At 71.5% G+C, this 12,818-nt stretch carries 14 protein-coding genes and 1 tRNA gene; 7 read left to right on the plus strand and 8 right to left on the minus strand.

The genetic code is table 11. The features are described 5' to 3' along the window. Positions 1 to 58 precede the first annotated feature (58 nt). Positions 59 to 808: a GNAT family N-acetyltransferase gene (locus tag AXA68_RS08810; RefSeq protein ID WP_066415485.1), complete on the plus strand. Its 750-nt coding sequence runs from the start codon at positions 59 to 61 to the stop codon at positions 806 to 808. Between the two features lie 319 nt (positions 809 to 1,127). Here the strand turns inward: AXA68_RS08810 and AXA68_RS08815 are convergent, their stop codons facing one another. Both AXA68_RS08815 and AXA68_RS08820 read right to left on the minus strand, forming a co-directional pair. After that, entirely contained in the window at positions 1,128 to 1,550 is a 423-nt protein-coding gene (locus tag AXA68_RS08815) for a CoA-binding protein (RefSeq protein ID WP_066415487.1), read from the minus strand. A gap of 41 nt (positions 1,551 to 1,591) precedes the next feature. Next, on the minus strand, positions 1,592 to 2,191 hold the full coding sequence (locus AXA68_RS08820; RefSeq protein ID WP_066415489.1) for an RAD55 family ATPase: 600 nt from the start codon (positions 2,189 to 2,191) through the stop codon (positions 1,592 to 1,594). Positions 2,192 to 2,456: 265 nt separating this feature from the next. On the opposite strand from AXA68_RS08820, the gene AXA68_RS08825 reads away from it, so the two are divergent. Continuing rightward, positions 2,457 to 2,531, plus strand: a tRNA-Arg gene (locus AXA68_RS08825). A 314-nt stretch (positions 2,532 to 2,845) separates the two neighbouring features. Here the strand turns inward: AXA68_RS08825 and AXA68_RS08830 are convergent. Beyond that, positions 2,846 to 3,328, minus strand: a complete 483-nt coding sequence (locus AXA68_RS08830; protein WP_066415497.1) for an Lrp/AsnC family transcriptional regulator — start codon at positions 3,326 to 3,328, stop codon at positions 2,846 to 2,848. 183 nt (positions 3,329 to 3,511) lie between these two features. Between AXA68_RS08830 and AXA68_RS08835 the strand changes: the two genes are divergently transcribed. Beyond that, positions 3,512 to 4,483 carry a DMT family transporter gene (locus AXA68_RS08835; protein WP_066415499.1) on the plus strand — a complete coding sequence of 324 codons (972 nt, stop codon included), beginning with the start codon at positions 3,512 to 3,514 and terminating at the stop codon, positions 4,481 to 4,483. A 30-nt stretch (positions 4,484 to 4,513) separates the two neighbouring features. Here AXA68_RS08835 and AXA68_RS08840 read toward each other — a convergent pair whose 3' ends face one another. The 3 genes from AXA68_RS08840 to AXA68_RS08850 form a co-directional block, all read right to left on the minus strand. Further along, positions 4,514 to 5,101, minus strand: coding sequence for a hypothetical protein (locus AXA68_RS08840; RefSeq protein ID WP_066415501.1), 588 nt, complete (start codon positions 5,099 to 5,101; stop codon positions 4,514 to 4,516). Positions 5,102 to 5,278: 177 nt separating this feature from the next. Next, on the minus strand, positions 5,279 to 5,680 hold the full coding sequence (locus tag AXA68_RS08845) for a 2Fe-2S iron-sulfur cluster-binding protein (RefSeq protein WP_066415503.1): 402 nt from the start codon (positions 5,678 to 5,680) through the stop codon (positions 5,279 to 5,281). 5 nt (positions 5,681 to 5,685) lie between these two features. Next, positions 5,686 to 7,161, minus strand: a complete 1,476-nt coding sequence (locus tag AXA68_RS08850; RefSeq protein ID WP_066415505.1) for a cobyrinate a,c-diamide synthase — start codon at positions 7,159 to 7,161, stop codon at positions 5,686 to 5,688. Positions 7,162 to 7,298: 137 nt separating this feature from the next. Here AXA68_RS08850 and AXA68_RS08855 point away from each other — a divergent pair, with 137 nt between their 5' ends. Continuing rightward, on the plus strand, positions 7,299 to 8,270 hold the full coding sequence (locus AXA68_RS08855) for a biotin--[acetyl-CoA-carboxylase] ligase (protein ID WP_066415507.1): 972 nt from the start codon (positions 7,299 to 7,301) through the stop codon (positions 8,268 to 8,270). On the opposite strand, the gene AXA68_RS08860 is transcribed toward AXA68_RS08855, so the two are convergent. Next, positions 8,271 to 8,828, minus strand: coding sequence for a universal stress protein (locus tag AXA68_RS08860; RefSeq protein WP_066415508.1), 558 nt, complete (start codon positions 8,826 to 8,828; stop codon positions 8,271 to 8,273). Positions 8,829 to 8,960: 132 nt separating this feature from the next. Next, positions 8,961 to 10,547, minus strand: coding sequence for a sensor histidine kinase (locus AXA68_RS08865; protein WP_066415510.1), 1,587 nt, complete (start codon positions 10,545 to 10,547; stop codon positions 8,961 to 8,963). A 114-nt stretch (positions 10,548 to 10,661) separates the two neighbouring features. On the opposite strand from AXA68_RS08865, the gene dhaK reads away from it, so the two are divergent. From dhaK to AXA68_RS08880, 3 genes are read left to right on the plus strand one after another with little or no spacing between them, the layout of a single operon-like run. Continuing rightward, complete coding sequence (gene dhaK / locus AXA68_RS08870; RefSeq protein ID WP_066415515.1) at positions 10,662 to 11,660, plus strand: dihydroxyacetone kinase subunit DhaK; 999 nt, start codon at positions 10,662 to 10,664, stop codon at positions 11,658 to 11,660. Further along, complete coding sequence (dhaL, locus tag AXA68_RS08875; RefSeq protein WP_066415516.1) at positions 11,657 to 12,427, plus strand: dihydroxyacetone kinase subunit DhaL; 771 nt, start codon at positions 11,657 to 11,659, stop codon at positions 12,425 to 12,427. Before dhaK ends, dhaL begins: the two co-directional genes overlap by 4 nt. Further along, a complete protein-coding gene (locus AXA68_RS08880) occupies positions 12,424 to 12,816 on the plus strand; it encodes a PTS-dependent dihydroxyacetone kinase phosphotransferase subunit DhaM (RefSeq protein ID WP_066415519.1) in 393 nt (130 codons plus the stop codon). The genes dhaL and AXA68_RS08880 overlap by 4 nt, the downstream gene beginning before the upstream one ends. Positions 12,817 to 12,818 lie beyond the last annotated feature (2 nt).

Raw genomic sequence — 12,818 nt, forward strand, 5'->3', positions numbered from 1 at the left:
GGACGCCGGGCCTCGTTCCGGCGCGGAGCTTTTTGTAGTCGCGGAGACACGCTTCGGTATGGACCTGCGAGCCGCAACCGCCGAGGACGTCGAGTCGATCCGCGATGTAGCGCTAGCGTCGCTCACCGCCTCCTACGGCCACGCCGTCGACGAGGCGCTGCTGTCGGAGGCCGTCGAGAACTGGTACGGGGCCGACGACGTGGACGACGCGGTCACCGATCCGGACACCGTCTTCCCGGTCGCCGTCGTCGACGGCGCGGTCGTCGCGTTCGCGGAGAGCTACGTCGTCGACCGCCGCGAGCGCGTCGGCGAGATCGACTGGCTCCACGTCCACCCGGACCACCGCGAGTCGGGGATCGGCTCGGCGCTGCTCGAGCGCGTCGAGACCGAACTGCGCGAGCGCGACGTCGACAGCATCGAGGGGAAGGTCCTCGTCGACAACGAGGCCGGCACCGCCTTCTACGAGCGCGAGGGGTACGAGCTCTCGGGCGAGCGCGTCGTCGATATCGGCGGCGAGCGCTTCGAGGAGCGGCTCTACCGCAAGCGGATCGGCCGCGAGGGGGGCCTTCGGGAGGGGATCTACGAGACGGCCGACGGCGAGACGGTGTACGTCGCCTTCGACGAGGGCGACCGCGGCTCGAAAGCGCCCTTCTACGTCGCGTACGCCGACGCAGACCACGAGACGCGGTACGGCTACTTCTGCGGGAACTGCGAGGGGACGAACGTCGCGATCGACACCATGGACGCCGTGGAGTGTCTCGACTGCGAGAACCGCCGGAAGGCGGCGCGGTGGGACGCGGCGTACTGACGACCCGACGCCGTCCCGGTTTCTTCCGTGGTTGTCGGCGCGGTGAACATCGCCAAAGCCCCAGCCACGTGCCCCCCGTCGTTCGCGCGGCAGCGAGGCGTTACGCGCCTCTGGCAGCCGGCGGCAACGCCGCCGGCGACTGCCCCGTTGAGTCCCACCCGACCGCAACCGCCCCGCCCGGCCCGCACCTCACGCCTCCCCAGCCTCGCGGCTCACGCTCTTCGAGCGCTCGCCGCGTCCCTCGCGGTCGGGTTCGCGGTCACCTTCGGCGACCGCTCACCGGCGCGCCACGGCTCGGAGGAGCGCTCGCTGCTTCGCCTCACCCGATCAGCCGCCCGTGTTCCACCTTCATACACCGGTCCTGGATCACGTCGACCCCGTCGGCCTCCGCGGCGGCGGCCGCCTCGTCGTGGCTGATCCCGAGTTGGAGCCACGCGGTCCCCGCGTCGCCCCGCTCGGCGTGTCGCTCGCGGACCGCCTCGAGGATCCCCGGCACCTCCTCGCTCGGCCGGAACACGTTCACCACGTCGACCGCCTCCTCGACGTCCGCGAGGTCGTCGTAGGCCGGCTCGCCGAGCACCTCGTCCGCGAACGGGTTCACCGGGATCACCCGGTAGCCGTGTCGCTGGAGGTACGCCGGCACGTCGTGGGCCGCCTTCCCCTCGGTCGTCGAACAGCCGATCACGGCGATCGTGTCGGCCGAGAGCGCGCGCTCGAGTCCCGCGTCGTCGGTGATGGGCATACGCGAAGGTCGGTCGACGAGGATAGTAAACCCTGGCGGCGTCAGGCCAGCCGGATCTCGATCTCCTCGTCCTCGGAGACCGTCACGATCCCGTCGAACAGCTGTTTGAGGGTGTTCAGGCTCTGGTCGTCGTGGGCCGTCGAGTCGATACTGAACAGCCCGAGACCGTCGACGCTCTGGACGCGGCCGGTGAACACGTGGAGAAACCGGAAGACCGTCTGGAGGTCCGAGTACATCAGAAGCGTCGACAGCGAGTGGACCATGATCCGGTTCCGGTCGAACCCGCGGTCGCCGAACGCCTGGAGGAACTCTGAGAGCTTGATCCCGATCCCCGTCATGTCGACCGGCGAGGACGCGTACTTGATCCGGTCGGACTCGCGGACGTCGGCTCCCTGCTGGCGGGTGACGCAGTCGACGACGGCGACGGGCTTTCCTTCGTAGGGCGTCCGCTTCGCGTAGTCTTTCAACACTCGATCCGCCCCGTCCTTCGTCGTGACGACGATCGCACCGTCGCCCCGCTCGGTCCCGTCGGCGAGAACGTCCATCGCGAGCGACCGCTTCCCGGTGAGCGGAGGCCCGGTGAGAAGCAGGTTCGTCCCCGGCTCCACCTCCGCGTCGAGGTGGGGAGTCAGATCATACATGAGTGTACCTCGATCGCGGGGGGATCGACACGGGCCGCTCGTTCGACGACCGTCTCCGACCGGGATACATCGACTACGGAAAACATCTCCAGTCCCGATAATATTCTTTTTGATCGGTGGCCGCTCCGTCGGGGGCCCGAGTCAGATCGGTCGAGACGACGGACCCGTCGAGGAGGGGCGAACGCGACGTTCCACGACGACGGCCTCGGAGCCGATCGGTTCGGATCGCGGGACTTAAAACCGTCAGCGAGGTAGCGAGGAGTACGGGCGCTTAGCTCAGTCTGGATAGAGTGCTTGGCTTCGGACCAAGTTGTCGCGGGTTCAAATCCTGCAGCGCCCATCTGAAAATTGCTTGAAGCGCAGCCAAACAAAACCAGCCGCTAGGGCCGCCCACGGCGGTCGATTCGGCACTTCCGCGTTTCTCGAACTCCCGAAAACTCCTGCGACCAATCAGTTCCGAGAACGACCCCTCGCAGTCTAGCGATTCGCTCCGCAAACGGGGTTTCCCGGCGGGATTCGGTCGCCAGCGAAGACGCGGAGGACCGGGATCACCGATGAACGCGGCGTTCTCGGTGGTCGACTGCGACGGCCGAAGCGAACGCGGAACTCCGCGATCCGTGTCGACCGTCGTAGGACTCGACGGCCCGGGGCCGTTCACTCGGTCAACTCCTCGATCAGCGTGTCGAGATCGTAGGTCGCCGGGGCGCGCGACTCGTCGCGCAGGGTCGAGATGGTGAACGTCGAGTTGGTGCGCTCGACCCCGTCTATCGCCTCGAACTCGCTGATCAGCCGTTCGACCGTGTCCGACGAGGAGAGCCGCGCGATGACGACGAAGTCGGTCTCGCCCATCGTGAAGAACGCCTCCGTGACGCCCTCGATGTCGAGGAGTCGCTGCGCGAACGCCTCGTGGGAGTCGTCGTAGTCGGCGAGCACCTCCACGATGACGGTGACGCCGAGCCCGAGCGCCTCGTGATCGAAGTCGTAGAGATCGTTCTCGATCACGCCGGCCTCCCGGAGGTTGTTCAGCCGGTAGTGGATGGTCGACACCGGGATGTCGGTCGCCTCGTGAAGCGCCTCCGGGCTGCCGGTGCCGAGGTCCGCGATCGCCTTCAACAGGCGCACGTCGCGCTCGTCCATGTCCCGCGTTCGCGGTAGGGATCCGTATATATTTCGCCCTACATACTCGGATTCGACTCCAACATCCACCGGTCTATTCGGATCGATGTTGAACCAGCATCATATGCGTGATCCATCATCCAAAATAGCGCGTATTACGAGAGATTAATTTAAATATATCCGAGAAAGTCGATACGGTATCCAATGTACTCGGGATCTCTCCGTTCGTCTCCCATCGCCGCGGTCGGCGCGTTCCTGCTCCTCGCGGCGCTGTGGGGAAGCTCGTTCGTCGCGATCGAGGCCGGCCTGGCGTACTTCCCGCCGCTGCTGTTCGCGGGCGTTCGCTACGCGCTCGCCGGGGTCGCCGTGTTGGCGTACGCGACCGTCGTCTCTGACCGCTGGGTCCCCCGCGGTCGCGACGAGTGGCTCGGCGTCGGGGTCGCCGGCGGCTTCGTGATCGCGGCGTACCACGGCCTGCTGTACGTCGGCGAGCTTCACGTCTCGGGCGCGATCGCCGCCGTGATCGTCAGCCTCTCGCCGGTGTTGACCGCCGCGTTCGCCGCGCTCCTGTTGCCGAGCGAGCGGCTCGGTCCCTTCGAGATCGCCGGGTTCGCCCTCGGCGTGGTCGGCGTCGCCGTGATCGCCGATCCCGGCGGCGTAGGAGTCGAGGCCGGAGGCGGATCGGGGGCGTTCGGAGTCCTCTCGCCGGAGCTTCTGGGCGTCGCGTTCGTGTTCCTCGCGGCGGTCTCCTTCTCGGTCGGGGCCGTCCTCCTGCGCCCGCTTCGGACCGATTTCCCGATCGCCGCGCTTCAGGGGTGGGCGATGGTGGTCGGCGCGGGGCTGCTCTTCGGCGGGGCGGCCGTCACCGGCGAGTCGCCGGCGGCGGTCGTGTGGAACGCGACCTCGATCGTCTCGTTGGCGTACCTCACCGTCCTCTCGGGGATCGTCGGGTTCCTGCTTTACTTCGCGCTTCTGGATGCCGTCGGCCCGACGCAGCTCCACCTCGTGAGCTACGTCGAGCCCGTCGTCGCCGCCGTCGGGAGCTGGGTCGTGCTCGGGCACCTGATCGGCGGCGAGGCGGTCCTCGGGTTCGTCGCCATCCTCGCCGGCTTCGCCGCGCTGGAGCGTCGCGAGATCGCCGCCTACGTTGCGACGCACCGCGGGTTCCGGACGTGAGCGAGGCTCCCCGAAACGCGTTCCCCGTACTCACTCCGGGAGGTCGCCGGTGACGCCGGCCCGGAGGTCGCGCCCGAAGTAGTGGCCGACGAGCCCGCAGAGGAGTCCCACGCCCCCGCCGACCGCGAGAAGCGGGAGCCCCCACTGCCCGAGGTAGTCGAGCCCGATCGGGAGGAACCCCACGCCGAGCACGCTCGAGACGGCGGAACCGCCGCCCGCGAGCGCGCCGGCGAGGCCCGTCTCGACGTAGTTGGGCGAGGAGAGAAGCAGGCCGACGAGGAACGTCCCGAGCAGCACGCCCGCCACGGCACCGATCGTCCCGCCGACGAGCGGGACCAACCCGGCGAGAACGGTGCCGGCCGCGACGGCGACGACGGCGACCGCGAAGGTCTTGAGCGAGAACCAGCGGCCGTCGACGCCGACACGACCCGACCCGCCGGAGCCGGACGCGGCGGTCGACGCTCCGGCCGCGGTCGCCTCCGCGTCCGCCGAGCCGTCGTCAACGGCGGATCCCCCGCCGGCGAGGTCGTCGTCGAGGAGGTCGTCGAGGTCCTCGAGCGGGTCGCCGTCCGGCGCGGTTCCGGACTCCTCCGCGTCCCGCTCCTTGGAGGGTTGCATGGCCACGGATCCGGTCCGCGGCGTCTTGTGTCTTGTGCTCACACGACCTGACTCCGGTCGAGGCGGACTCACGCCCGGAGATAGCGGCGATCGGCGGGATCGAGTTCATCGGAAACCCGGTGTTGTCGGGGGTCGGATCGGAGTCCGCTCTCCCCGCTGGCGGCCCGGTCTCGGCGGTCACGGGGAGGAGCGTTCGCGACCGCCCCAGATCCGCTTGTCGACGAGTTCGACGGTCATCGGCCGGTCGACGACCACCCGACAGGAGAGCCGCGGGTAGCCGAACCGGTCCGCGAGCCGGTCGTGCCAGTGGCTCGGCGCGGGTCCCTCCCGGATCCGCACGCCGCAGGTCGCACAGAGCCCGCGGCCCCCGCAGTTGAGCCGTTCCGTGGCGGCCGCGTACGGCGAGCGGTCCGCCTCGAGCAGGGCGTCGCGGAGCGTCCGCCCCCGCTTGACCGCGAGCACGGTCCGGTCGCGGCCCTCGCTCGCGTCGCCCGAGTCGTCGGGTCCGATCACGACGACCCGGACCGTGTCGTCGCCGGAACCGTCGGGGTCGACCGAACCAGGCTCTCCCTCCGTCATGGCCGCTACGGCCCCCTCGCGTACTCCGCCGCCGCCGCGGCGAGCCGGTCGAACGCGCCGCTCGCGGGGTGACGGTGCGCGTAGGTCCCGACGGTCCGGTGGGCGACGAGCCCGTCACGGTCGCCGTCGATCCCCTCGCCGCGCTCGACTTCGAAGGCGAACCGGGCGTCCGCGTCCGGCGAGACGGTCGCGTCGCCGGCCTCGCCGAGCGCGTGGCTCGAGTAGTGGAACTCGTGGCCGCGGTGGTGCTCGCCCGCGGCCGCGGTGACGCCGTCGCCCGTCGCGCGGAGTTCGACGTGGTCGAGCGCGCGGTACCGGTCGTGCATCCGGACGCCGCCCGGCAGGATCCCCGCCATCCGGTGCGTCTCGCCGTCGACCGTCGTCAGCGACGCCGACAGCGCCATCAGCCCGCCGCACTCGCCGAGGATCGGGAGCCCGTCCGCGGCCCGGTCGGCCAGGGTCGACAGCGCCGGCGACGACGAGAGCGCGGCGGCGTGGTTCTCGGGGTAGCCGCCGGGGAGGTAGACGGCGTCGCACTCCGGGAGGTCGTCGCCCGCCGCCGGGGCGAACGGCTCGACGGTCGCCAGCTCGCGGAGCCGCTCGCGGGTGGCGGGGTAGACGAACCGGAACGCATCGTCCGCGGCGACCGCGACGGTCGGGCGGTCCCCGTCGTCGCCGACCCCGCCGCGTCCGCCGGGCGTGTCGGTCCCGGCGACTCCGCCACCGCGACCGCTTCCCTCGGCCGCCGAGGGCGGCGCGACCGGCCGGGCCGCACGCGCCACCGCCTCGCCGTCGATCGTCTCCGCCGCCTCCGCGATCGCCGTCTCGGGGATCGGCGTCTCGTCGCCCATCTCCAGTCCGAGGTGCCGGTCGGGGACCGCCAGATCGTCCGCCGGCGGGACGTGTCCCAGCCAGGCGATCCCGTCGGGAAGCGCCTCGCGGATGCCGTCGGCGTGACGCCCCGTGTGCGCCTTCTGGGCGACCACGCCGACCACGTCGACGCGGGGGTCGTCGACGGCGTCCCGCACGTGGGCCGGGAGGTCGGCGTGGGCCGCGTACTCGCGGAACCCGAGGGCGGTCGCGCCGACGCTCTGCATCCCCGCGCCCGCGTCGACGACGAGGACGACCGGCACGTCGAGCGCCGCCGCAGTCGCCGCCGTCGATGTCGCGGAGCCGTCGTACAGCCCCATCATCCCCTCGACGACGGCGACGCTATCGGGACTGGAGCCGGACCGGTTTCGACCGCCACCCTCCGCCCGTAGGAGGTTCCGCCGGACCCCGTCGACCCCCTGCATCCAGGTGTCGAGCGTCCGGGAGGGGCGGCCGAGCGCGGCGGCGTGGTGGCTCGGGTCGATGTAGTCCGGGCCCGCCTTCGCCGGGATCGGGTCGTGGCCGGCGTCGGAGAGCGCGCGGGAGACGGCGAGCGCCGCCACCGTCTTCCCGACGCCAGAGGCGGTCCCGCCGAGGACGAGTCCGTACATGCGACCCGATAGCGACCGCCCGGAGAAAAGCGGTTCGTCCGGTCGGCTCGGACGTGACTCCGCGGCGACTCGGCCGCAACTCGGCGGCTCGGGCGCGACTCGGAACGGCTTTCCGGAGCCGACCGCACTTCGGCGACATGGACACGCGTCGCGCGCTGCTCGCCGCGCTGGAGTCGGGACCGGTGTCGGGACCGGCGCTCGCCGACGACCTCGGCGTCTCCCGCGCGGCCGTCTGGAAGGCGGTCGAGGCGCTCCGCGAGGAGGGGTTCGCGGTCGAGTCGGGCGACGACGGCTACGTCGCGCCGGCCGACCCCACGTACTGTGCGGCGGGCATCGAGTTCGGGCTCGACGCCCCGTACGCCGTCGAGTACCACGAGACTCTCCCCTCGACGAACGACCGGGCGCGGTCGCTGGCGGCCGACGACGAGGCCGACGTCGCCGTCGTCGCGGACGCACAGACCGGCGGACGCGGGCGGCTGGAGCGCGAGTGGGTCGCGCCGAGCGGCGGCGTGTGGGTCTCGGTCCTGACCCGCCCCGCCGTGGCCCCGGCCCGCGCGCCGCTCTTCACGCTCGCGGCCGCGGTGGCGACGGCCGACGCTTGCCGGGAGGCCGGCGTGGACGCGGCGATCAAGTGGCCGAACGACGTGCTCGTGGCGGGAGCGGGCGGCGAGAGCGACGACCATCGGGACGGCCGCGGCGGTCGAAAGCTCGCCGGGATCCTCACCGAGATGGAGGGCGAGGCGGACCGCGTCTCCTGGCTCGTCGTCGGGGTCGGCGTCAACGCGAACCTCGACCCGGAGGCGCTGCCGGCGGGCGCGACCTCGCTGCGAGCCGAGCGCGGCGAGGACGTCGACCGCCGCCGGTTCCTCGCCCGGCTGCTCGAGCGGTACGCCGAACTGGCCGCCGATCCCGAGGCGATCCTTCCGGCGTGGCGCGAGCGAGCGAGTACGCTCGGACGGCGAGTCCGCGTCGAGACGCCCGGCGGGACGGTCGTCGGGAGGGCGGTCGACGTCGACTCCCCCGGCGCGCTCGTCGTCGAGACCGACGACGGCCGGAGACGGATCCACGCCGGCGACTGCGAGCACCTGCGGGACGCGGACGCCCGGTAGTCAGGTCTCCGTCGTCCCGGCGTCGTCGGTGGCTCCGGTGTCGTCGGTGGCTCCGGTGTCGTCGGTGGCTCCGGCGTCGTCGGGCGTTTCGGCCTCCTCGACCGTCGACCCCTCCGCCTCCTCGCCCAGTCGGACCGTCAACACCGGCACCGCCGAGCGCCGCACGACGCGCTCGGCGACGCTGCCGAGCAGCAGCCGGTCGATCCCGCCGCGGCCGTGGGTGCCCATCACGATCAGGTCGCAGCCGGCGTCGGTCGCGTAGCGGACGATCTCGCGGCCCGGCGATCCCTCGACGACGCTCGTCTCGACGGCGACGTCGGTCCCCTCCGCCAGCGCCTCGACCTTGGCGACCGCCTCGTCGGCGTCCTCGCGGAGGAGGTCGTCGATCCCCGTCCAGGTGGCCTCCATGCCGGTCCCGGCGTAGCTCGCCGTGTCGACCACGTACAGCGCGTGGACCTCCGCGTCGTGGATCGCCGCCAGTGCGAGCGCGTGCTCGACGGCGCGGTTCCCCTTCGGGGAGCCGTCGGTCGGAACCAGGAGCCGGTCGTACAAGGCCATGTTACCACGACACACGCGCTTGGGGGATATATATCTCCCCGTGGTTCCGACGACGCGGTCGGCGGGGCACGGCGAGGGTGTCGACGGGAGTCGACGGCGTGTCGGTGGGCGTCCGCCGGGCGTCGATGGAGGTCACGTCGCGCGCGGCAGCGTCACGACGACCTCGTTGCCGCCGCCGTCGCGGACCCGGAAGTCGATGGTCCCGTCGGCGTTCTCGACGATCCACCGCGCCATCCACAGCCCGAGCCCGGAGCTGTGGTTCAGCTGGTCGATGGGTCTCGTCCCCGTGAGTACCTCCCGCTCGTCGATCGGGATCGGCGGACAGCGGTCCAGCACGCGCAGGACCGCCTCGTCGCCGCCGTTCTCCAGGACCACCTCGACGCGCGGATCGGTCCGTTCCGCGTGGACGACGGCGTTCTCGACCAGTTCGGCGAGGACTCGACCCACGTCGTCGGTCGCGACCGCGGACACGCCGTCGGCGACGTCGGCGCGGATCGTCGCCGCCCCGTACGTCTCCTCGAGGGCGGCCGTCTCCCGGCGGACGAGCCGCGAGAGGTCGCGCGGCTCAGCCTCGCTCGGCGCGGCGAGCACGTCGACGACCGCCTGCTGTTTGTCGATCTTGCCGCACAGTTCGTCGGCGATCCGCTGGACGCGGTCGAGGATCCGGCCGGTCGACTCGCCGTCGGCCGGGGCGTCCGCCCCGGAGTCGCCGTCGTCCTCCCGCAGCATCTCGATCCATCCCGAGATGGCGTTGAGGTCGTTCCGCATCGTGTGTCGGACGAGGTGGTTGACCGTCTCGAGCTGGCGCTCGCGGTGCTTCTGAGCGGTTATTTCCTGTGCGACCCCGACGACCCCGACCACCCGTCCGTCGTCGTCGCGGAGGGGCACCTTCGAGGTGAGGAACCAGCGGTCGCTCGTGGGGTAGTGCTCCTCCTTCTCGAGGATCGGATCGCCCGTTCGAAGCACCGAGAGGTCGTCGAGGTACGGCTCCCTCCCCTCCTCGATCGGGACGACGCCGTCGACGTCGCGTCTCCCGAGGTACTCGTCGCTGAACCGGTGGATCCGGCGGCCGACGGTCGCCTCGCTCACCATCACGTTGCGCGCCGTCCGGTCCTTCACGAACATGTGGAGGGGGATCTCGGTGAACAGCTGGTCGAGGACCCGCGTCTTCCAGTCGTCGAGGCCGAGGCCGGCGACGGAACCGGACGCGGCGGCGGACTCCGTATCGACGGCAGGGTCGGCGTCTGACTCGCCGTCGGCGTCGCCGGCGAGCCGCCGGGCGAAGGTCGGATCGATCCGCGGGGACCGCGGCGGGAGCGTCCGCCGGACCGCCCGGTCGATCCGGTCTGCGACCGCGCCGGAGTCCGCACCGGGTCGTATCGGCACGACCGCGTCGAAGGCCGATTCGACCGCCTCGACGGGGATCGACCCGTCCTCGACCGGAACGAGGAGCACGACCGGGGGCGGATCGGCGCGCCCCGCGAGCGCGTCGAGGAGGTCCACGGCGGTCCCGTCGGCGAGCCGGAGGGACGCCACCACGCAGTCGACCGTCGCGATCCCGCGCTCCTCGAGGGCCGCGATCGACCCGAAGGACTCGACGCCTCCGACCGAGAGTTCGCCGGGCGACGGCCGCGTCCCCTCGGCTCCGTCGGCGGTGCCAGGGAGGTACGCGACCTCGATCGGGGACTCGTCCGACGGGTCCGTGGAGGGTTCGCTCATACTGTCACCCGTGTGACGATCGGCGTAGACGGGGATAAAACGCCCGCATACGCCGAGCGAGTCCCGATCTCGCCACTATCTTTAATTGATCACGGAGTAACATTCTAATCGATCATGAAGAAACTCATCAACGATCCCGACGACGTCGTCGACGAGATGCTCGACGGGATGACCGCGGCACACCCCGACAGGCTCCGCAGGCTCCCGGACACGCAGGTGCTCGTGCGCGACGACGCGCCGGTGGACGGGAAGGTCGCGATCGTCACCGGCGGCGGGAGCGGTCACGAGCCCACCCACGCGGGGTACATCGGCGACGGCATGCTCGACGGGGCGGCCGCGGGCGGCGTCTTCTCCTCGCCGACCGCCGACGAGTTCGAGGAGCTGATCGCGGCCTGCGACGGCGACGCGGGCGTCCTCTGTGTCATCAAGAACTACGAGGGCGACGTGATGAACTTCGAGACGGCCATCGAGCTCGCCGAGATGGAGGGCGCGACCGTCGACAGCGTCGTCGTCGACGACGACGTCGCCGTCGAGGACTCGCTTTACACCTCCGGGCGGCGCGGCGTCTGCGGGACGATCCTCGTCCACAAGGCCGCGGGCGCGAAGGCCGCGGCGGGGGCGGACCTCTCGGAGGTCACGCGGGTCGCGGAGAAGGTCGTCGACAACGTCGCCACGATGGGAATGGCGCTCACCTCGTGTGTCACCCCCGAGAAGGGCGAGCCCACCTTCGACCTGGGCGACGACGAGATCGAACTCGGGATCGGGATCCACGGCGAGCCGGGGACCGAGCGGACCGACGCCATGCCGGCCGACGAGGTGACGGCGGAGCTGACGGAGTCGGTCCTCGCGGACCTCGACCTCGACGCGGGCGCGGAGGTCGTCACGATCGTCAACGGGATGGGCGGGACCCCGGAGATGGAGCTGTTCGTCGTCAACCGCCGGCTCCAGGTGCTGCTCGGCGAGCGCGACCTGTCGGTCCACGACGCGTGGGTCGGCGACTACATGACCTCGCTCGACATGGCCGGTGTCTCGATCACCGTCTGCGCCGTCGACGACGAGCTGAAGGAGCTGTTCGACGCGGCGGCCGACACCCCCGCGCTCACCGTCCGATGAGCGAGGAGAACGCTGCGAGCGGGGAGGGGGAGGCGGTCGTCGTGGCCGTCGAGGCCGTCGCCGAGCGGATCGAGGCGGAACGGGACCGCCTGACCGACCTCGACTCCGCCATCGGCGACGCCGACCACGGCGGCAACATGGCCCGCGGGTGGGCGGAGGCCGCCGAGGCCGCGAGCGACCTCGAGGACCCCGACCCGGAGACGGTCGCGAAGACGGTCGGCAAGACGCTCATGTCCGAGGTCGGCGGCGCGTCGGGGCCGCTCTTCGGCGGCTCGCTCGTGTTCGCGGGCGCGGAGCTCGCCGACGGGGTCACCCCCGAGACCGCCGTCGCGTTCGCGGAGACGTACCTCGAGAAGGTCCAAGACCGCGGCGACGCCCGGATCGGGGACGCGACGATGGTCGACGCGTTGACGCCCGCGGTCCACACGTTCAAGAAGTCGATCGAGGTCGACGACCTCCCGCCACTGGAAGCGCTCGCGAAGGCGGTCGACGCGGCCGAGCGCGGCGTCGCCTTCACGGTCCCCATCCGGGCGCGGAAGGGGCGCGCGTCGTACCTCGGCTGGCGGTCGGTCGGCCACCAGGACCCCGGCGCGACGAGCGCGCTGTTCATCCTCGAGGAGCTCCTTCGGGTCGCGGCCGACCGGCTCGACCGCGAGATCCCCGAGGTCGACGCGACCTCGCCGACGATCCCGGACGACGCCGAGGCCGACGACGCGGAGGCGGACGGGGACGACGGAACCGACGCCGACGCGGAGGGGGCGGCGTGACGGTCGGACTCGTCGTGGTCTCCCACAGCGAGCGGGCCGCGGAGGGGATAGTCGAGATCGCCGCCGAGATGGCGGGCGAGACGCGGATCGAGGCGGTCGGCGGCGACGGCCGGGGCGGGATCGGGACCGTTCCCGACGAGATCGAGGGCGCGCTCGCGGCCGCCGCCGGCGACGAGGATGGCGACGGCGTCGTCGTCCTCGTCGACCTCGGGAGCGCGGTGATGAACGCCGAGGTCGCGATCGACCTCGCCGACGTCGACGCGGTCATCGCGGACGCGCCCGTGCTCGAAGGGGCGGTCAACGCCGCCGTCGCCGCCACCGACCCGAACGCCACGCTCGAGTCGGTCCGCGAGCAGGCCGAGGCGGCGGCCGAGATCTCGAAGGTGTAGGA

Origin of the sequence: Halorubrum aethiopicum, assembly GCF_001542905.1 — an archaeon.
Lineage (GTDB): Archaea > Halobacteriota > Halobacteria > Halobacteriales > Haloferacaceae > Halorubrum > Halorubrum aethiopicum.

Excerpts from the sequence above, each read along its gene's own strand:
- AXA68_RS08820 (WP_066415489.1), bottom strand. The coding sequence starts at position 2,191 with ATGTATGATCTGACTCCCCACCTCGACGCGGAGGTGGAGCCGGGGACG.
- AXA68_RS08835 (WP_066415499.1), top strand. The coding sequence starts at position 3,512 with ATGTACTCGGGATCTCTCCGTTCGTCTCCCATCGCCGCGGTCGGCGCG.
- dhaL (WP_066415516.1), top strand. The coding sequence starts at position 11,657 with ATGAGCGAGGAGAACGCTGCGAGCGGGGAGGGGGAGGCGGTCGTCGTG.
- AXA68_RS08815 (WP_066415487.1), bottom strand. The coding sequence starts at position 1,550 with ATGCCCATCACCGACGACGCGGGACTCGAGCGCGCGCTCTCGGCCGAC.
- AXA68_RS08810 (WP_066415485.1), top strand. The coding sequence starts at position 59 with ATGGACCTGCGAGCCGCAACCGCCGAGGACGTCGAGTCGATCCGCGAT.
- AXA68_RS08855 (WP_066415507.1), top strand. The coding sequence starts at position 7,299 with ATGGACACGCGTCGCGCGCTGCTCGCCGCGCTGGAGTCGGGACCGGTG.
- AXA68_RS08860 (WP_066415508.1), bottom strand. The coding sequence starts at position 8,828 with ATGGCCTTGTACGACCGGCTCCTGGTTCCGACCGACGGCTCCCCGAAG.
- dhaK (WP_066415515.1), top strand. The coding sequence starts at position 10,662 with ATGAAGAAACTCATCAACGATCCCGACGACGTCGTCGACGAGATGCTC.
- AXA68_RS08850 (WP_066415505.1), bottom strand. The coding sequence starts at position 7,161 with ATGTACGGACTCGTCCTCGGCGGGACCGCCTCTGGCGTCGGGAAGACG.
- AXA68_RS08865 (WP_066415510.1), bottom strand. The coding sequence starts at position 10,547 with ATGAGCGAACCCTCCACGGACCCGTCGGACGAGTCCCCGATCGAGGTC.
- AXA68_RS08830 (WP_066415497.1), bottom strand. The coding sequence starts at position 3,328 with ATGGACGAGCGCGACGTGCGCCTGTTGAAGGCGATCGCGGACCTCGGC.
- AXA68_RS08845 (WP_066415503.1), bottom strand. The coding sequence starts at position 5,680 with ATGACGGAGGGAGAGCCTGGTTCGGTCGACCCCGACGGTTCCGGCGAC.
- AXA68_RS08840 (WP_066415501.1), bottom strand. The coding sequence starts at position 5,101 with ATGCAACCCTCCAAGGAGCGGGACGCGGAGGAGTCCGGAACCGCGCCG.